Source organism: Dyella solisilvae (assembly GCF_003351225.1).
In the GTDB taxonomy this organism is placed as follows: domain Bacteria; phylum Pseudomonadota; class Gammaproteobacteria; order Xanthomonadales; family Rhodanobacteraceae; genus Dyella; species Dyella solisilvae.
On record NZ_QQSY01000010.1, the window covers coordinates 1 to 17,690 of the forward strand.

15 protein-coding genes are annotated in these 17,690 nt (G+C 65.8%); 14 read left to right on the forward strand and 1 reads right to left on the reverse strand.

The window, feature by feature from the left end:
• Nucleotides 1–305 precede the first annotated feature (305 nt).
• Both DVT68_RS19670 and glpK read left to right on the forward strand, forming a co-directional pair.
• Nucleotides 306–866: a TIGR00645 family protein gene (locus DVT68_RS19670; RefSeq protein ID WP_114826946.1), complete on the forward strand. Its 561-nt coding sequence runs from the start codon at nt 306–308 to the stop codon at nt 864–866.
• Between the two features lie 70 nt (nt 867–936).
• Entirely contained in the window at nt 937–2,451 is a 1,515-nt protein-coding gene (gene glpK / locus DVT68_RS19675) for a glycerol kinase GlpK (RefSeq protein ID WP_425477542.1), read from the forward strand.
• Between the two features lie 378 nt (nt 2,452–2,829).
• Here glpK and DVT68_RS19680 read toward each other — a convergent pair whose 3' ends face one another.
• Complete coding sequence (locus DVT68_RS19680) at nt 2,830–3,765, reverse strand: carbohydrate kinase family protein (RefSeq protein ID WP_114826924.1); 936 nt, start codon at nt 3,763–3,765, stop codon at nt 2,830–2,832.
• A 260-nt stretch (nt 3,766–4,025) separates the two neighbouring features.
• On the opposite strand from DVT68_RS19680, the gene DVT68_RS19685 reads away from it, so the two are divergent.
• The 12 genes from DVT68_RS19685 to DVT68_RS19740 all read left to right on the forward strand — a co-directional run bounded on the left by DVT68_RS19685 (nt 4,026) and on the right by DVT68_RS19740 (nt 17,426).
• Complete coding sequence (locus DVT68_RS19685) at nt 4,026–5,072, forward strand: rod shape-determining protein (RefSeq protein ID WP_114826925.1); 1,047 nt, start codon at nt 4,026–4,028, stop codon at nt 5,070–5,072.
• A 26-nt stretch (nt 5,073–5,098) separates the two neighbouring features.
• Entirely contained in the window at nt 5,099–6,106 is a 1,008-nt protein-coding gene (mreC, locus tag DVT68_RS19690; RefSeq protein WP_114826926.1) for a rod shape-determining protein MreC, read from the forward strand.
• On the forward strand, nt 6,103–6,591 hold the full coding sequence (gene mreD / locus DVT68_RS19695; protein ID WP_114826927.1) for a rod shape-determining protein MreD: 489 nt from the start codon (nt 6,103–6,105) through the stop codon (nt 6,589–6,591). Before mreC ends, mreD begins: the two co-directional genes overlap by 4 nt.
• Before the next feature lie 11 nt (nt 6,592–6,602).
• Nucleotides 6,603–8,603, forward strand: a complete 2,001-nt coding sequence (gene mrdA, locus DVT68_RS19700) for a penicillin-binding protein 2 (protein WP_114826947.1) — start codon at nt 6,603–6,605, stop codon at nt 8,601–8,603.
• Nucleotides 8,600–9,718, forward strand: a complete 1,119-nt coding sequence (gene rodA / locus DVT68_RS19705) for a rod shape-determining protein RodA (RefSeq protein WP_114826928.1) — start codon at nt 8,600–8,602, stop codon at nt 9,716–9,718. The genes mrdA and rodA overlap by 4 nt, the downstream gene beginning before the upstream one ends.
• Nucleotides 9,719–9,830: 112 nt before the next feature.
• Entirely contained in the window at nt 9,831–10,844 is a 1,014-nt protein-coding gene (gene mltB, locus DVT68_RS19710) for a lytic murein transglycosylase B (protein ID WP_114826929.1), read from the forward strand.
• Nucleotides 10,841–11,770, forward strand: a complete 930-nt coding sequence (locus DVT68_RS19715) for a septal ring lytic transglycosylase RlpA family protein (protein WP_114826930.1) — start codon at nt 10,841–10,843, stop codon at nt 11,768–11,770. The genes mltB and DVT68_RS19715 overlap by 4 nt, the downstream gene beginning before the upstream one ends.
• A 60-nt stretch (nt 11,771–11,830) precedes the next feature.
• On the forward strand, nt 11,831–13,060 hold the full coding sequence (locus tag DVT68_RS19720) for a D-alanyl-D-alanine carboxypeptidase family protein (protein WP_114826931.1): 1,230 nt from the start codon (nt 11,831–11,833) through the stop codon (nt 13,058–13,060).
• Between the two features lie 13 nt (nt 13,061–13,073).
• Nucleotides 13,074–13,364: a YbeD family protein gene (locus DVT68_RS19725; protein WP_114826932.1), complete on the forward strand. Its 291-nt coding sequence runs from the start codon at nt 13,074–13,076 to the stop codon at nt 13,362–13,364.
• A gap of 111 nt (nt 13,365–13,475) precedes the next feature.
• On the forward strand, nt 13,476–14,144 hold the full coding sequence (gene lipB, locus DVT68_RS19730) for a lipoyl(octanoyl) transferase LipB (protein WP_114826933.1): 669 nt from the start codon (nt 13,476–13,478) through the stop codon (nt 14,142–14,144).
• 10 nt (nt 14,145–14,154) lie between these two features.
• The gene (gene lipA / locus DVT68_RS19735; RefSeq protein ID WP_114826934.1) at nt 14,155–15,156 is read left to right on the forward strand and encodes a lipoyl synthase; all 1,002 of its coding nucleotides are present in this window, start codon (nt 14,155–14,157) and stop codon (nt 15,154–15,156) included.
• Nucleotides 15,157–15,173: 17 nt separating this feature from the next.
• On the forward strand, nt 15,174–17,426 hold the full coding sequence (locus tag DVT68_RS19740; protein WP_114826935.1) for a carboxy terminal-processing peptidase: 2,253 nt from the start codon (nt 15,174–15,176) through the stop codon (nt 17,424–17,426).
• The last annotated feature ends 264 nt before the right edge of the window (nt 17,427–17,690 follow it).

Consider the following 17,690-nt stretch of genomic DNA (forward strand, 5'->3'; position numbering starts at 1 on the left):
GGCTTTATCCCTCAAACGCCTTCCCATCCGGGAAGGCGTTTGTCTTTGTGCGCGAGAAAAATCCGCGCGCGCGAAGGCGCCCACCTCATGCCGCTCCGCACTCCGCACTCCGCACTCCGCACATCGCGTCGCGCACTACGTGCGCTCACCAGGCGCACGACGTTGCGGTGCATGCGCGAGCTTGCGCAACCGAATGTACGTTGCTTCTCAGCCATCCGGCGCCTGAACACCATCGATGTCCTGTGCGCAGCTTGACGCAATAATTTGCGATCATCATCAGCTGTCCCCCAGCTGTTGTGATGTACATGACGACTCCTTCCACGAGCCGCCTCGGTCCGCTTCCCTATCTGATCTTCTCTTCGCGCTGGTTGCAGCTGCCTCTATATCTGGGCCTGATCGTGGCCCAGGCCATCTACGTGGTGCAGTTCCTGCGCGAGCTGTGGCACCTAGTCGACGCCACCTTGTTCGGTCATCTCGGCGATGGCGTGAACGCTGACAGTGCCGAGACCACGATCATGCTCACTGTGCTGGGCCTGATCGACGTGGTGATGATCTCCAACCTGCTGGTGATGGTGATCGTCGGTGGCTACGAAACGTTTGTGTCGCGTCTGAAGCTCGAAGACCACCCTGACCAGCCGGAATGGCTGTCACATGTGAACGCGACCGTGCTTAAGGTGAAGCTGGCGATGGCGATCATCGGCATTTCGTCCATCCACCTGCTGGCCACCTTCATCAAGGCTGATACGCTCAATCCGCAGACCATCATGTGGCAGGTTTTGCTGCACCTGGCCTTCGTGGTCTCGGCGCTGGCTCTGGCCTTCATCGACCGCGTCATGCAACCGAACGCCAAGCTCGCCCATCATTGAAATTCAGGCCCGGTGCGCCGCGCGCCGGGCCCGGCGTTGTTGCTACGCTTGGCCCCTCGGCCACCTGGCGATGGAGTCCCTCTGCGTGGAACGGCGCTACATCCTTGCCTTGGACCAGGGCACCACCAGCTCCCGTGCGATCCTGTTCGATCACGTGGGCTCCGTGGTCGGCTCCGCGCAACGCGAGTTCGCGCAGATTTTTCCCGAACCGGGCTGGGTCGAACACAACCCGCGCGACATCCTGACCAGTGTGTTGGTGACAGTGACCGAACTGCTCGCCAACACCCGGGTGGAGCTTGCTGAGATTGCAGCGATCGGCATCACCAACCAGCGCGAGACGACGGTGGTGTGGGATCGCGCCACCGGTCAGCCGATCCACAACGCCATCGTGTGGCAATCGCGCCAAAGCCTGGGTATCTGCGAGCAGCTGCGGCGTGAGGGTCACGAGGCGCTCGTGCGAGAACGCACCGGCCTTTTGATCGATGCGTATTTTTCGGCGACCAAGCTGCGCTGGATCCTAGATCACGTGGATGGCGCGCAGCAGCGCGCCGAGCGGGGCGAACTGCTGTTCGGCACCATCGACAGCTGGCTGATCTGGAACCTCAGTGGCGGTGCGGCGCACGTCACAGACGCGAGCAATGCAGCCCGCACGTTGCTCTACGATATCCATCGGCGCCAATGGGACGACGATCTGCTGCATATGCTGCGCATCCCGCGCGCGATGCTGCCTGAGCTCCGTTCCAGCAGCGAGGTGTATGCGCACACCGCGCCAACGCAATTCTTCGGTGCGCGCGTGCCGATCGCCGGCGTCGCCGGGGATCAGCAGGCGGCGCTGTTTGGGCAGGGCTGTTTCGCGCCCGGCATGGCCAAGAACACCTACGGCACCGGTTGCTTCATGTTGATGCACACCGGCGGGCAGGCCGTGCCCTCACAGCACGGTTTGCTGACGACTATCGCCTGGCAGCTGGGTGATCGCGTCGACTATGCCCTCGAGGGAAGCATCTTCGTGGCCGGCTCGGTGATCCAGTGGCTGCGCGATGGCCTGCGCATGCTGGGCAAGGCCAGCGACTCGCAGGCGTATGCAGACCGCGTGCCTTCCAGCGACGGCGTCTACATGGTGCCGGCCTTCGTCGGTCTTGGCGCGCCGTATTGGCAGAGCGATGTGCGCGGCGCCATCTTCGGGCTCAGCCGCGGGACCACCAAGGAACACTTCGTGCGCGCCGCACTGGAGTCGATGGCCTACCAGTCGCGGGATGTGCTGACCGCGATGGAGGCAGATGCGGGCATCGCCTTGAAGGAGTTGCGCGCCGATGGTGGCGCGATCGCCAATGATTTCATGGCTCAGTTCCAGAGCGACATGCTGGGTGTACCGGTGCTGCGACCGCGAGTGCAGGAGACGACGGCGCTTGGGGCGGCTTACCTGGCGGGGTTGGCCGTCGGTTTCTGGAAGGATTGCGATGAGATCGCGGGCCTGTGGCAGGTGGACCGGCGATTCGTGCCGTCGATGGCCGAGCGCGATCGGGAGCGGCTTTATCGTGGGTGGCAGGATGCGGTGAATGCCACGATGGGATTTCGAGTGCGTTGAGTCTGCGTGGCCCTCGCAGTCATGCCGTCATTCCATCGACGCGCCTCCTGCTCGTCATCCCTGCGAAAGCAGGGAGCCAGTGACTTTGCCCTTCGCCTTCGAATTGACCGCGCCGCAGGCGAGCATCGTCGCTGCAGCGTAAGACCAGGAGCGAAAGCCTCTGGATCCCAGCCTTCGCTGGGATGACGGTGAGGGGAGGCACACGTAGACGGATAGCTCCCACTCAGCGTTCTGAGCGCGTCGTTGGCGGTGCGTAGGGATGGCGAACAAGGCCACCCGTTGGATGCGCCGCTCGCATTGCACTCAATGCTGCACGTGCAAGGCTGGACAGCGAATAGTGCAGCGACGAAGAAGGGCGCCTAAGCGCCCTTCCGAAAATCAATCCAGCGCGTAGCCGAACTGTTCCTTGAACTCCGCCGCAAACTGCGCGTAATCAAAGTGCTGGTTCTGCGTGCCCGGGTGCTCAACTTTCAGGGCGCCCATCAGCGAAGCCATGCGGCCGGCGGTCGGCCAGTCCTTGCCGCGCATGATGCCGAAGATCAGGCCGGCGCGATAAGCATCGCCGCAACCGGTGGGATCGACCACTTGGCGCTCGCGCGCGGCGGGGATTTCGTGCGTCGTGCCATCGGTGTAGATCAGCGAGCCGCGCGGACCCTGCGTCACGATATAGGCCGTCACGCGCGAAGCGATCTCCTGCGCGGTCCAGCCGGTGCGCTGCTGGAGGAGCTGCGACTCGTAGTCATTGACGATGACGTAGGTGGCCTTCTCGATCATCGAGCGGAACTCGGCGCCGTCGAACAGCGGCATCGCCTGGCCCGGGTCGAAGATGAAGGGCACGCCGCGCGCGGCGAACTCGTCGACGTGTTGCAGCATCGCGTCGCGGCTGTCGGGAGCCACGATGGCGAAGCTGATCTCCGGGATATCGCGCACATGGTTGGTGTGCGCGCTCAGCATCGCGCCCGGATGGAAGGCGGTGATCTGGTTGTTGTCCAGGTCCGTGGTGATGAAGCACTGCGGGGTGAACTGGTCGTCGAACTCGCGCACGTAGTCCAGCCGAATGCCGTACTTCTGCATGTGGGCGCGGTACGGACCGAAGTCCTGGCCAACCGTCGCCACCGGCAGCGGGTCGGCGCCCAGCAGCTTGAGGTTGTAGGCGATGTTGCCGGCGCAGCCGCCAAATTCGCGACGCATCCGCGGCACCAGGAAGGACACATTCAGGATGTGGACCTGGTCGGGCAGGATGTGATTCTTGAACTGGTCCTGGAACACCATGATGGTGTCGTAGGCGAGCGATCCGCAGATGACGGCAGACATGGTGCGAGGAGGTTCCCTGGCAGTTGGACGGACAGGACAGGCGGCATGGGAATCCGCCCGGCTCAAAGTTCCCGATCATACCGGCATCCGGCTCCGCCCGCGACTTTCTTGCGATATGGTGCGGGGCGACCGATCGTCAAAAACGCGCATATCATCGCGTATGCAAAGGCTTTCTTAACGAGATTGGCCTTGCGATCCCGGGGTTTGCTGACTAGACTGGCCCGCTTACTTTTTAGCCAGAGCCGGCGCGCGGCGGACCCATGTTCAAGAAGTTTCGCGGATTCTTTTCCAACGACATCTCGATCGACCTTGGCACGGCCAACACCCTCATTTATGTGCGGGGCCAGGGCATTGTCCTGAACGAGCCGTCGGTGGTGGCGATCCGCCAGGATCGTGGTCCGGGCGGCCCTCGTGCAGTCGCCGCGGTGGGTAGCGAGGCCAAGCGCATGCTGGGCCGTACCCCCGGCAATATCGCCACCGTGCGTCCGATGAAGGATGGCGTGATCGCCAACTTCTCCATGACCGAGGCGATGCTGCAGCATTTCATCAAGCAGGTGCACCGCTCGCGCATGCTGCGCCCCAGCCCGCGCGTGCTGGTCTGCGTGCCCTGCGGCTCCACCCAGGTGGAGCGTCGCGCCATCAAGGAATCGGCCGAAGGCGCCGGCGCCCGCGACGTGTTCCTGATCGAGGAGCCGATGGCCGCTGCGATCGGCGCCGGCATCCCGGTGCATGAGGCGCGCGGCTCGATGGTGCTCGATATCGGCGGCGGCACCTCCGAGGTGGCGGTGATCTCGCTCAACGGCATCGTCTACTCGCAGTCTGTGCGCGTGGGTGGCGACCGCTTCGACGAGGCCATCATCAATTACGTGCGCCGCAACCATGGCACTCTGATCGGCGAGTCGACCGCCGAGCGCATCAAGCTTGAAATCGGTTGCGCCTTCCCGCAGACCAACGTCAAGGAGATCGAGATCTCCGGCCGTAACCTGGCGGAAGGCGTGCCGCGCATGTTCACCATCAACTCCAACGAAGTGCTGGAAGCGCTGCACGAGCCGCTGTCGGGCATCGTGGCCGCGGTGAAGTCCGCGCTGGAGCAGACCCCGCCGGAGCTGTGCTCCGACGTGGCCGAACGCGGCATCGTGCTCACCGGTGGCGGCGCCCTGCTGCGCGACCTGGATCGTCTCATTTCCGAGGAAACCGGCCTGCACGTGCAGGTGGCCGATGAACCGCTGACTTGCGTGGCCCGTGGCGGCGGCAAGGCGCTGGAGCTGATCGACCAGCACGGCAGCGATTTCTTCGCTCCCGAGTAATTCATACGACAGGGGCGGGTTAAGCCATGGCGCTTGCGCGCGAGGAATCCTCGCCCCTGTTCGCCGGCACGGTTGCCGGGACGCTCAGGCTCATCTTTTATCTTGCGCTGGCCATGGTGCTGATGGTGCTCGACCATCGCAACGGCTGGATCTGGCGGCTGCGCTATACGACGTCAGTGCTGGTTGAGCCGGTCTACCGTCTGGCCAGCATGCCGGCGGCCGGCATGCGCGCGGCCAGCGTGGCTTTCGCCGATCGTAATCGCCTCACCGAGCAGAACCAGCGTCTGCGCGAGGATCTGTTGCTGGCCAACGCCAAGCTCAACCGCATGGCTGCCGTGGCCGTGCAGAACCAGCGCCTGAAGGGACTGCTCGACACCCAGCACAGTCTCGATCTCAACGTGCAGCTGGCCCGCGTCATCGATGTGGACCTGGGCACGGCGCGCCATCGCATGCTGATCAATGTCGGTTCCCGCGACGGGGTGAAGACCGGTCAGGTGGTGATCGACGCGCACGGCGTGATGGGCCAGGTGGTCGAAGTGATGCCGCGCACCTCGCTGGTGATGCTGGTGACCGACCCCGATCACGCCATTCCGGTGGTGATCGAGCGCACCGGCCTGCGCACCGTGGCCTATGGCTCGCGCGACGGCGGGCTGCTCAGCCTGCCCAACATCTCCATGGCGGCCGACGTGCACCCGGGTGACAAGCTGCTGACCTCCGGCCTCGGCGGCCGTTTCCCTCCGGGCTTCCCGGTCGGCGAGATCCGCAGCGTGGAACCGGCGGCGTCGGGCATGTTCCTGGAAGGCAAGGCGCGGCCGACGGCTGACCTGGACCGAAGCGAGGACGTGCTGTTGCTGCACGACCTGGCCGAGCCAGTCGGTCCGCCCGAGCCGGCCTCGCCGGCCGGCCCGCCGGCCGAGCTTGCTCCGGCGCCGGTCCCCGCGTCTGCGGGCAGTGCGCCTGCGCCAGCGCGTGCAGCCGATGCCGGCCCCAATGCCGCCCCGGCGGCCAGTACCACCCAGGCGGTGCAGCCATGAACAAGCAACGCGCCAGCTTGCTCTGGTTTGTCGGATCGCTGGTGTTCGCCCTGCTGTCCATGCTGGTGCCGCTGCCGGCGCCGTTGCAGCCGTTCAAGCCGTACTGGCCAGCGCTGTTCCTGTTGTACTGGGCGCTTGAGGAGGGCGATGCGCGGGTGAACCTCGGACTGGCCTTCATCGTCGGCCTGTCGGCGGATCTGCTCGACGGCGTGTTGCTGGGCGAGCAGGCCATGCGCCTGTGCGCGATGGTGTTCATCGCGCTGCGATTCCGCTCGCGGCTGCGCTTTTTCCCGATGTGGCAGCAGACCCTGGCCGTGCTGGCCCTGTTGCTCAACGACCGCGTGCTGCTGCTGATCGTGCGTACGTTCGCCGGTGAGTCGCTGCCGCCGGCCACGTGGTGGATCTCGCCGTTTGTCGGCGCTGCGCTGTGGCCGTTCCTGTTCCTGCTCATGGACGACCTGCGCCTGCGCCTGCGGATCCAGTGACCGCCATGGGCATGAAGCGACGCTCGATCAAGGATTCCCGCGGCGAGGCCACGCTGTTCCGCGTGCGCGCCGTGGTCGGGTTCCTGCTGATCCTGATCGGCCTGGGCACGCTGGTCGCGCGCTACTCCTACCTGCAGGTGCAGCGTCATGACGAGTTCGCGCTGCGCTCGGAGAACAATCGCGTCAAGCCGCGGGCGATTCCGCCGGCGCGCGGCCTGATCTTCGACCGCAACGGCGTGCTGTTGGCCGACAACGTGCCGGCCTTCCGCCTGGAAGTGGTGCCCGAGCAGGTGTCGGACATGAAGGGCATGCTGGAGCATATCCGCGAGGTCGTGCCGCTGGGCGACGATGACCTTGATGCTTTCAGGAAACAGCTCAAGCAGAACCGCCGCTTCGACAGCGTGCCGCTCAAGCTGCACCTCACCGAGGATGAGATCGCGCGCTTCGCCATCAACCGCTGGCGGTTTCCCGGCGTGGACGTCGTTCCGTACCTGACGCGGCGCTACCCCTATGGGCCCTTGTTCGCCCACGTCGTGGGTTATGTGGGGCGCATCGACGCCGATGATCTCAACCATCTGGACGCCGACCGCTACAAGGGCACCAGCCACGTGGGTCGCAGCGGCCTGGAGCGTTCCTACGAGGACATGCTGCACGGCGAGCCCGGCTACGAGCTGGTCGAGGTCAACGCAGACGGCCGCGTCCAGCGCGTGCTGGAGACGCATGCGCCTGTGCCGGGCAAGAACCTCTATCTGAGCATCGACGTGCGCGTGCAGAAGGCCGCCACCGAAGCGTTCCAGGGCCGACCCGGCGCCTCGGTGGCGATCGACCCACGCAATGGCCAGGTGCTGGCCATGGTCAGCGTGCCCAGCTTCGACCCCAACTTGTTCGTCAATGGCATCAGCAAGGCGGACTACACCGGATACATGACGGACGAAGACAAGCCACTGCTGAACCGCGCGATGAAGAGCGCTTACCCACCGGGCTCGACGGTGAAGCCGTTCCTGGCCCTGGGCGGCCTGGAATACGGCATCCGTCGGCCGGAGGACACGGTGTTGTCGACCGGTGAGTTCTGCATACCCGGACAGCAGCGCTGCTATCGCGACGACACGCGCGGGGGCGACGGCACGGTGAATATGGTGCGGGCGATTGAGAAGTCGACCAACACGTACTTCTACAAACTCGCGCTGGACATGGGCATCGATCGGCTCAGCAGCTGGATGGGCAGCCTCGGTTTCGGCAAGAAGACCGGCATCGATCTGCAGGGCGAAGCGGTGGGCATCCTGCCGTCGCGCGAGTGGAAGGCCACGCGCAGCAAGTACGGGTGGTTCCCGGGCGAGACCGTGCTCGCGGGCATCGGCCAGGGCTACTGGAACGTGACCCCGCTGCAGCTGGCCCACGCCATCGCCACCTTCGCCGGCCACGGCACGCCGTATGAGCCGCGACTGGTGATGGCCACGGCCGCCGTGAAGGAGCGCCCCGTGCCGCTGCCCAATCCCGCCAGCGGGCCCTCGCTGATCCACAAACCCAGCGAGTGGAACGTGGTCAACCAGGGCATGGAGGCGGTGATCACCGGCGGTACCGCCAAGGGCCAGTTCACCGGCTTCCCCTATGTGGTGGCCGGCAAGAGCGGTACGGCAGAGCGTTTCTCCCGCCGCAGCAACGACTACGACACCAACAAGAACACCGCCTACCTCGCCGCGCGCCACCGCGCCTGGTTCATGGCCTATACGCCCACCGATGCGCCGCGCATCGCGGTGGTGGCGATGCTGGAAGCGGGCGCCTGGGGCGCGCAGGACTCCGGTCCCATCGTGCGCAAGGTGATGGAGGCGTGGCTGGCTGCGCAGGGTGGCGCCGTGCCGGCGAAGAACGTGCCCGAATCGGCGATTGGCGTCGCGAGCAGCGCGCCGGACGAGCCCGAAGACACCCCGGTGGCGACGCCCGCCGACATGCCGGCAGGTCCGCCGCCGGAAACGCCCAGCAACACCGCGCCGGAAGACGGAGGCAACCCATGATCGACGCCCTCCAGGCACGCTTGCAGCACTGGCTGCGCCGCGCCATGACGCGGCCGCGCATCGACCTGCCGCTGGCTTTCGGACTGCTGTTGCTGTCGGCGGCCGGCCTGATGACGCTGTACAGCGCCAGCGGCGGCAACATGGCGATGATCATTGGCCAGGCCGCCCGCTTCGTCATGGGCGCCTTGCTGGTGCTGCTGATCTCGCGCATCCCGCCACCCGTGCTGCGCAGTTGGACGCCCTGGCTGTATGCCGGCAGCGTGATGCTGTTGCTGGTGGTGGCGGCCTTGGGCGAGGTGCGCAGCGGTTCCAAGCGCTGGCTCAACCTGGGCGTGATGTCGTTCCAGCCCTCCGAGCTGCTCAAGCTCACCATGCCGATGATGGTGGCCTGGTACCTGCATCCCCGCCAGCTGCCGCCGCGCTGGAAGGACATCATCGTGGTCGGCATCCTGATCGCGATTCCCGCGGGCCTCATCGCCGAGCAGCCCGACCTCGGCACCGCCTTGCTGGTGTCGGCCGCTGGCGCGTTTGCGCTGTTCCTGTCGGGCATGGCCTGGTGGAAGATCGGCAGCCTGCTGGCCGTGGCGGGATCGATGGTCCCGGTGGCCTGGCATTTCCTGCACGACTACCAGCGCAACCGCGTGCTGACCCTGCTCAACCCGGAATCCGACCCGCTGGGCAACGGCTGGCACATCATCCAGTCGCAGATCGCCGTGGGCTCGGGCGGCGTGTGGGGCAAGGGCTGGCAGCACGGCACGCAGTCGCGCCTGGACTTCCTGCCCGAGCACACCACCGACTTCATCTTCGCGGTGTTCTCCGAGGAGTTCGGCCTGGTCGGCGTCGCCGCGCTGATGCTGCTGTACGCCTTCATCATCGGTCGTTGCCTGTGGATCGCGATGGAAGCGCGCGACACCTATTCGCGCCTGCTGGCCGGCGCCATCGGCATGAGCTTCTTCGTGTACGTGTTCGTCAACGGCGGCATGGTGTCCGGCATGCTGCCAGTGGTGGGCGTGCCGATGCCGCTGGTCAGCTACGGCGGCACCTCGGCGGTGTCGCTGCTCACCGGATTCGGCGTGCTGATGTCGATCTACGCGAACCGGAAGATGCACGACTGAGCTTCGTCGATCGTGCAAGCTGTGCGCGACCTGACACGCCAAAAGACACCGGTTTTCATGCGTTCCGCGTGCTAGGCTTTGCGCCGAAGCCGTTCACGCAGCGAAGTCCTACATGCGCTTGATCCCCGCGTCGCTCCCGACTCGTCGCCTCTTCGCCTCGCTGGGCCTGCTCTTCGCCGCGGCAAGCATGCCAGCCCTTGCAGAAACCCATCCTGGCCAGGGCCAACTGGTCAGCGAGGTGGCGCGCGATACCGGCAAGGATCCGCAGGCCCTCAACTCCCTGCTCGATGGCGCGAAGATGCAGCAAAGCATCCTCGATGCGATCAGCCGCCCGGCCGAAGCCAAGCCGTGGCGGGACTACCGCCCGATCTTCCTCACGCCGCAGCGCATCAACGACGGCATCGCGTTCTACCGCGAGCATCGCGAGTTGCTCGAGCGCATCGGCCAGCAGTACGGCGTGGCGCCGGAATACATCGTGGCCATCATCGGCGTGGAGACCTCCTACGGCCGCAACACCGGCAAGTACAAGGTGCTCGATGCGCTGGTGACGCTGGGCCTGTACTACCCGCCGCGCGCCACGTTCTTCCGCGACCAGCTCAAGACGCTGCTCGAACTGCCCGACTCGCAACTGGCCGGACCGGTGGACACGCTCACCGGCTCCTACGCCGGCGCGCAGGGCTGGGGCCAGTTCATGCCCTCCAGCATCCGCGACTTCGGCGTGGACGCCGATGGCGACGGCCGCATCGACCTGAAAAACTCGCTGCCCGACATCTTCGCCAGCATCGCCAACTACTTCGCCAAACACGGTTGGCAGGCCGGCGGCCCCGTGGCCGCGCGGGCGCAGGCCGATGGCGCGGCGCGGGCGATCAGCGTGAAGGATTCCAAGCCGCAATGGCCGGTGGAGCAGCTGGAAGCCTGGGGCTACGCGCCGCTGCAGCACATGAACCCCGGCCAGCCCAGCAGCCTGCAGTCGCTGGACGGCGCTGACGGCATGGAATACTGGTTCACCTTCCAGAATTTCTACGTGATCACCACGTACAACCGCAGTCCGCTCTACGCCCTGGCGGTGCACCAGCTGGCGCAGGCGATCGCCGAGGGGGCAGGTGTGTCGGAATCCACGCAATGAAGTGGCAGCTGGCGCTGCCCCTCCTGTTCATCGCGCTGCTCGCCGGATGCAGCAGCGGCAAGACCCGACCCTCCTCCAGTCATGGCGGCAGCGTGTCCCGCAGTAGCTCGTCGAGCAGCGGCAGCGCTCGTGGCGGCATCAACGATGACATCAGCCGGCCGCAGGGCAGCCGCTATCGCGACGGCAGCGACAGCGTGCCCGATCCGTTGCCGCCGGAAGTCGTCGACAAGATTCCCGAGCCGGTGCCGAAGGTGGAGCCGCGCGCGCTGTACGGCAACAAGTCGCCGTACACCGTGCTGGGCCAGACCTACAACGTGCTGACCAGCCCGGGCGGCTATGTCGAGCGCGGCATCGCCTCGTTCTATGGCAACAAATTCCACGGGTACAAGACCTCCAGCCTGGAGGACTACGACATGTACCAGTTCACCGCCGCGCACAAGACGCTGCCGCTGCCGAGCTATGCGCGGGTGACGAACCTGGAGAACGGCAAGAGCGTGATCGTGCGCATCAACGATCGCGGCCCGTTCCACGAGAACCGCCTGATCGACCTGTCCTATGCCGCTGCGGTGAAAATCGGCGTGTGGCCCAAGGGCACCGGCCTGGTCGAGGTACGGGCCATCGATCCGTCGCAACCGCTCACCGCCCAGGCGCTGCCGCCGCCACCTCCGCCGCCCAAACCTGCCAGCGCGGGGCCAGGAATCTACCTGCAGGTCGGTGCATTCTCCGACGTCAACAACGCCGAGCGGGTGGCCCAGCAATTGAGGGCCGCAAATTTTGCGCCGGTACAGGTGGTGGATGCGCAAATCAACGGCCGCAACATCCGTCGTGTGCGCGTTGGCCCCCTGGCCAGCGTCGACCAGGCCGACGATGTCACCTCGCGCATTGAGGGCATGGGGCTGCCGAGGCCGCAGGTCGCGGTAGACTGACGTTTTGAAATTCCGGCGGCGTCTCACGCGCCGCCATACTGCACTGGATTGAACCGAACGATGAAGCTGATCCGCCGTACCCTGTCCTCGTTAGCCGTCGCCGCCCTGGTCGTTGGCAGCGCCTTCGCCCAGCAGACCCCGCCGAAGCCCGTGCCCGTGCCGCGCCCGGTGATGCCCGAGGCGCCGGTGCCTCCGCCGCCGGACGTGGATGGCAAGACCTGGGTGCTGATGGATTACGCCACCGGCCAGGTGCTGGCGTCGAAGGATCCGGACCTGCGCGTGGAGCCGGCCTCGATCACCAAGATCATGACCGACTACGTGGTCTCGGCCGAGATCGCCAACGGCAAGATCAAGATGACCGATCCGGTCACCATCAGCGAGAACGCCTGGCGCGGCGGCGGCGCGGCCACCGACGGCTCCACCAGCTTCCTCAAGCTTGACAGCCAGGTGCCGCTGAAGGATCTGCTGTACGGCCTGATCATCCAGTCCGGCAACGATGCCGCGATCGCGCTGGCCGAGCACACCGCCGGCTCCGAGCCGGCGTTCGCCAACCTGATGAATGCCTATGCCAAGCAGCTGGGCATGACCAATTCGAACTTCGAGAACGCCTCCGGCTACCCGATCGCCAACCACTACACGACGGCGCGCGACATCGCGCTCCTGTCGCGTGCGCTGATTCATGACTTCCCCGAGGACTATGCGATCTCGGCGATCAAGGATTTCGAGTGGAACGGCATCAAGCAGCACAACCGCAACCTGCTTTTGTGGCGCGACAACACCGTGGACGGCATCAAGACCGGCCACACCGCAGCCGCCGGCTACTGCCTGGCCGCTTCGGCCAAGCAGGGCGATTCACGCATGATCGCCATCGTGATGGGCGCTTCCAACGAGAAGGCCCGCGCCGACGCCGCGCTGGCGCTGATGAACTACGGGTTCCGTTTCTACGAAACCCACAAGCTGTATGACGCTGGCAAGGCGCAGGCCTCGCCGCGTCTGTGGAAGGGCCAGGCCAACCAGCTGCCGATCGGCGTGAGCAACGACGTGCTGGTCACGGTCAAGCGCGGTGACTACGACAAGCTCAAGGCCGCCATGGACATCCCGGCCACCCTGGTCGCCCCGTTCACCAAGGGCCAGCAGGTGGGTACGCTGCACATCACGCTGGACGGCCAGCCGGTGCAGAACGTGCCGCTGGTGGCCTTGGCCGATGCGCCGCAGGCCGGCTTCTTCGGTCGCCTGTGGGACAGCATCATGCTGTGGTTCCACAGCGACAAGAAGCCCGACGCCAAATGATGGAGGTGAGCTGATGCGTGATATCGAAACCATCCAGGCCCAGAAGGAAGGCCAGGGCTTCCAGTTCCCTGGCGAGTTCGAGATCACGGCCATGGGCAATGCCAGCGCGGACCTGAAGGCCCGCGTGCCGCAGATCCTGGAGGGGATAGGGCTGCATGTCCTTCACGAGACGGTGAAGCACCGCCACTCCCGCGAGGGCAACTTCCTGTCCGTGACCGTGAGCTTCCGCTGCGATACCCGCGAGCAGTACGACCTCGCCCACTCGACCCTGCGGGCCGATCCGGACATCCGCTACACGCTCTGACCTCCCTGGCAGGCGGGCCGGCCGCGCCCGCCTGGCCGACGATGACTTCCTGCCCTTGCAAGGGTGGTCTCGCGGCCGCAGATAATCAGCCCCGCCTCCAGGCCATTCCCCATGTCCCTGCCGCTCAAAGTCCGTCGTCTCGGTCGCCAGCCCTACGCGGCGACCTGGGAGGCGATGAGCCAGTTCACCAATAATCGCGACGGCGACACCCCTGACGAGCTGTGGCTGCTCGAGCACGACCCGGTGTTCACCCAGGGCCAGGCCGGCAAGGCAGAGCACGTGCTGGCGCCGGGGGACATCCCGGTGGTGCAGGTGGACCGCGGCGGCCAGGTGACCTACCACGGACCCGGCCAGATCGTCGGCTACCCCCTGATCGACCTGCGTCGCGCCGGCGTTGGCGTGCGCGAGCTGGTCAACAAGATCGAGCAGTCCCTGATCGATACGCTGGCGCACTGGAACATCGGCGCCGAACGGCTGGAGGGCGCTCCGGGCGTCTACGTGGCGGGGGCCAAGGTGGCCGCCCTAGGCCTGCGGGTGCGCCGCGGCTGCAGCTTCCACGGCCTCGCCTTCAACGTGAACATGGACCTGGAGCCGTTCCATCGCATCAACCCTTGCGGCTACAAGGGTTTGGCCGTTACGCAGGTGTTAGACTTGGGCGGTCCGTCGCGCCTGTCGGACGTCGAGGACGCTCTGGTGGAGGAGTTCTGCCGCCAGTTCGGATTCGATGCTGAACCGGCCGCCCCCATCCTCCCTGAACTACCCGCTCGCGTAGCGGTCTGAGTTTGCCTACATGAGCGAAATGTCTACTTCCAAGGTCATCCCGATCAGCGTGGTTGGCGGGGCCCCCGTCGAAAAGCAGGTGGGTAACGACAAGATCGGAATGAATCGTGCCGGCTTCGACACGAGCGTGCCGACGCTGCGCAAGCCCAGCTGGATCCGCGTGCGCCTGCCGCAGGGCAATGCCGTGCAGCAGCTGAAGGCGCGCCTGCGCGAAAACTCGCTGGTGACCGTGTGCGAGGAAGCCTCGTGCCCGAACATCCACGAGTGCTTCAGTCATGGCACCGCCACGTTCATGATCCTGGGCGAGGTGTGCACGCGCCGCTGCTCGTTCTGCGACGTGGCCCACGGCAAGCCGGCCGCGCCCGATCCGATGGAACCGGCGCGCCTGGCCGAGACGATCCGCGACATGCGCCTGAAGTACGTGGTGATCACCTCGGTAGACCGCGACGACCTGCGCGACGGCGGCGCCGAGCACTTCGCCGCGTGCATCCGCGCGACGCGCCACGCCAGCCCGAACATCAAGATCGAGATCCTCACGCCCGACTTCCGCGGCAAGGGTCGCATGGAGCGCGCGCTGGAAGTGCTCAAGGACTTCCCGCCGGACGTGTTCAACCACAACCTGGAAACCGTGCCGCACCTCTACCGTGAAGTGCGCCCGGGCGCCGACTACCAGTGGTCGCTGGACCTGCTCAAGCGCTTCAAGGCGCAGCACCCGGACGTGCCGACCAAGTCCGGCATCATGCTGGGCCTGGGCGAGACCATGGAACAGGTGCTGGAAACCATGCGCGACCTGCGCGCGCATGACGTGGAAATGATCACCATCGGCCAGTACCTGCAGCCGACCCCTCACCACCACCCGGTGATCCGTTACTGGACGCCGGAAGAGTTCGACACCCTGCGCGAAGCGGGCGAGGCGATGGGCTTCCATCACGTCGCGTCCGGTCCGCTGGTGCGCTCGTCCTACCACGCCGACCTGCAGGCCCATGCCGCAGGCGTCACCGAGCACGCTTGAAAGCTCACAGAGACCTTATGAAACTGCGCCCTTCGCTAGCCCTGCTGCTTGCCCTCGCCGTCACCGGCGCGGGTGTCCACGCGCAGTCTGCAGCCGACCTCGCCGGCGACAACGCGCCGCGCAAGTACTCCACGCTGCCACTGACGCCCACCACCACGCAGGCGCAGGCGGCGCAGTTGTCGGCGCGCTTCCTGACCCGCTTCCATTACGACGCGCAGCCGCTCGACGACGCGATGTCGAGGAAGATCTACAAGGCCTACCTGGAAAGCCTCGACGGCGAGAAGGTGTTCTTCACCCAGGCCGACCTGGCCAAGTTTGAGCCGCTGCGCACGCAGATGGACGACGCCATCTGGAACCAGGACCTCACCGGTCCGTTCTCGATGTTCAACTTCTACGTGCAGCGCGCCATCGAGCGCATGACCTTCGCGCGCGGCCTGCTCGCCAAGGGCTTCGACTTCACGGGCAACGAGACCTACAACTACGACCGCAAGAACGCGGCGTGGCCCAAGGACCAGGCCGAGCTCGACACGCTGTGGCGCGAGCGCACCATGAACGACTGGCTGCGCCTGAAGCTGGCCGGCAAGCCCGACGATGAAATCCGCAAGACGCTGGACAAGCGCTACGCCGGCTACATCGACCGCGTGAAGCAGCTCGACGGCGAGGACGCGTTCCAGTCCTTCATGAACGCCTATGCCGAGTCCACCGACCCGCATACCGACTACCTCGGTCCCCGCGCGGCGGAGAACTTCGACATCTCCATGAAGCTGTCGCTGGAAGGCATCGGCGCGGTGCTGCAGGCGCGCGACGAGTACACCGCCATCCGCGAAGTGGTTCCGGCCGGCCCGGCCGCCAAGTCCGGCAAGGTGCACGTGGGCGACCGCATCGTCGCCATCGGCGAAGGCGAGACCGGCCCGATGGTCGACGTCATCGGCTGGCGCCTGGACGATGTGGTCAAGCACATCCGCGGCAAGAAGAACACGACCGTGCGCCTGGAGATCCTCCCGGCTGATGCAGGCGTGGACGGCAAGCACGAGATGATCTCCCTGGTGCGCCAGAAGGTGAGCATCGAGGAGCAGGCGGCCAAGAAGAAGGTCATCGAGGTCAAGGACGCCGGCGTCACCCGCAAGATCGGCGTGATCGACCTGCCGAGCTTCTACTCCGATTTCGGCGCCCGCCGCGAGGGCGACAAGGACTTCAAGAGCGCTACCCGCGACGTGGCCAAGCTGCTCACCGAGCTCAAGGCCGAAGGCGTGGAAGCCATCGTGGTCGACCTGCGCAACAACGGCGGTGGTTCACTGGCCGAGGCCAACGAGCTGACCGGCCTGTTCATCGACCAGGGTCCGGTGGTGCAGGTGCGCGATGCACGCGGTGAAGTGCAGGTGCAGGGTGACGACGATCCGGGCATGACCTGGAGCGGCCCGCTGGCCGTGCTGGTCAACCGTGGTTCCGCCTCGGCGTCGGAGATCTTCGCCGCCGCCATCCAGGACTACGGCCGCGGCCTGATCATCGGCCAGCCGACCTTCGGCAAGGGCACCGTGCAGAACCTGGTCGACCTGGACCGCTTCACCCGCAACAACAGCGAGAAGCCGCAGTTCGGCGAGCTGAAGATGACCATCCAGGAATTCTTCCGCATCACCGGCGGCTCCACCCAGCTGCGCGGCGTGACGCCGGACATCCAGTTCCCCAAGAACGGCGACGAGAAGGACTTCGGCGAGTCGACCTACGACAACGCGCTGCCGTGGACCCAGATCCAGTCCGCCGACTACAAGCCGGTCGCCAACCTCAAGGCCTACCTGGCCCCGCTGCAGGCCAAGCACGACGCCCGTACGGCCACCGCGCCGGGCTGGAAGCTGATGCTCGATGAGCTGGCGCAGTACAAGAAGATGCGCGACAACACCACCATCTCGCTCAACTTCGCCCAGCGCCAGACCGAGCGCAAGGAACAGGACGCCATCCAGGCCGACTTCCGCGCCCGCCACAAGGCCATCGACGGCGACGTGGACGGCCAGGACGATGTGGCCTCGGACGACGGCCTCAACGCCAACGAGCGCAGCCTCAAGGCCGAGCTGAAGCAGGAGAAGGACGCCAAGAAGGCCGCCGACCCGCAGCTCGAAGAGACCGCGCACATCCTTTCGGACGCGGTGGGCCTGATCAAGGGTGATGGCAAGCTGGCGGCGGAAGTGCTGCCGTATGGCGGTCGTTACTCGAGCACGAGCACGGCTGCCGCCGCTGCTGCTGACAAGCCGCAGCAGGCGCCTGCGGCGCATTGAGCGCCAAGGACTTTCCCTCTTGCGGATGGGAGAGGGAGTTGAAGACAAGGGCTAGTCCCAGAAAAAAAGCCGGCACAATGTGCCGGCTTTTTTCTTTTCCCTCTCCCCCATGGGGAGAGGGCAGGGTGAGGGGCCACTCTTGCGATGACGCTGTTTCAGGGCGCGCTTCGAATCACTTCCCTGGCGAGCACCCACCCCTCACCCCAACCCTCTCCCCGGAGGGGAGAGGGGGTGGAGACCGAGGTTCGCCTCAAGAAAAAAGGC

Excerpts from the sequence above, each read along its gene's own strand:
- DVT68_RS19680 (WP_114826924.1), bottom strand. The coding sequence starts at position 3,765 with ATGTCTGCCGTCATCTGCGGATCGCTCGCCTACGACACCATCATGGTG.
- DVT68_RS19725 (WP_114826932.1), top strand. The coding sequence starts at position 13,074 with ATGCGTGATATCGAAACCATCCAGGCCCAGAAGGAAGGCCAGGGCTTC.
- DVT68_RS19715 (WP_114826930.1), top strand. The coding sequence starts at position 10,841 with ATGAAGTGGCAGCTGGCGCTGCCCCTCCTGTTCATCGCGCTGCTCGCC.
- DVT68_RS19720 (WP_114826931.1), top strand. The coding sequence starts at position 11,831 with ATGAAGCTGATCCGCCGTACCCTGTCCTCGTTAGCCGTCGCCGCCCTG.
- rodA (WP_114826928.1), top strand. The coding sequence starts at position 8,600 with ATGATCGACGCCCTCCAGGCACGCTTGCAGCACTGGCTGCGCCGCGCC.
- lipB (WP_114826933.1), top strand. The coding sequence starts at position 13,476 with ATGTCCCTGCCGCTCAAAGTCCGTCGTCTCGGTCGCCAGCCCTACGCG.
- glpK (WP_425477542.1), top strand. The coding sequence starts at position 937 with ATGGAGTCCCTCTGCGTGGAACGGCGCTACATCCTTGCCTTGGACCAG.
- mrdA (WP_114826947.1), top strand. The coding sequence starts at position 6,603 with ATGAAGCGACGCTCGATCAAGGATTCCCGCGGCGAGGCCACGCTGTTC.
- DVT68_RS19670 (WP_114826946.1), top strand. The coding sequence starts at position 306 with ATGACGACTCCTTCCACGAGCCGCCTCGGTCCGCTTCCCTATCTGATC.
- lipA (WP_114826934.1), top strand. The coding sequence starts at position 14,155 with ATGAGCGAAATGTCTACTTCCAAGGTCATCCCGATCAGCGTGGTTGGC.
- DVT68_RS19740 (WP_114826935.1), top strand. The coding sequence starts at position 15,174 with ATGAAACTGCGCCCTTCGCTAGCCCTGCTGCTTGCCCTCGCCGTCACC.
- mreC (WP_114826926.1), top strand. The coding sequence starts at position 5,099 with ATGGCGCTTGCGCGCGAGGAATCCTCGCCCCTGTTCGCCGGCACGGTT.
- DVT68_RS19685 (WP_114826925.1), top strand. The coding sequence starts at position 4,026 with ATGTTCAAGAAGTTTCGCGGATTCTTTTCCAACGACATCTCGATCGAC.
- mltB (WP_114826929.1), top strand. The coding sequence starts at position 9,831 with ATGCGCTTGATCCCCGCGTCGCTCCCGACTCGTCGCCTCTTCGCCTCG.
- mreD (WP_114826927.1), top strand. The coding sequence starts at position 6,103 with ATGAACAAGCAACGCGCCAGCTTGCTCTGGTTTGTCGGATCGCTGGTG.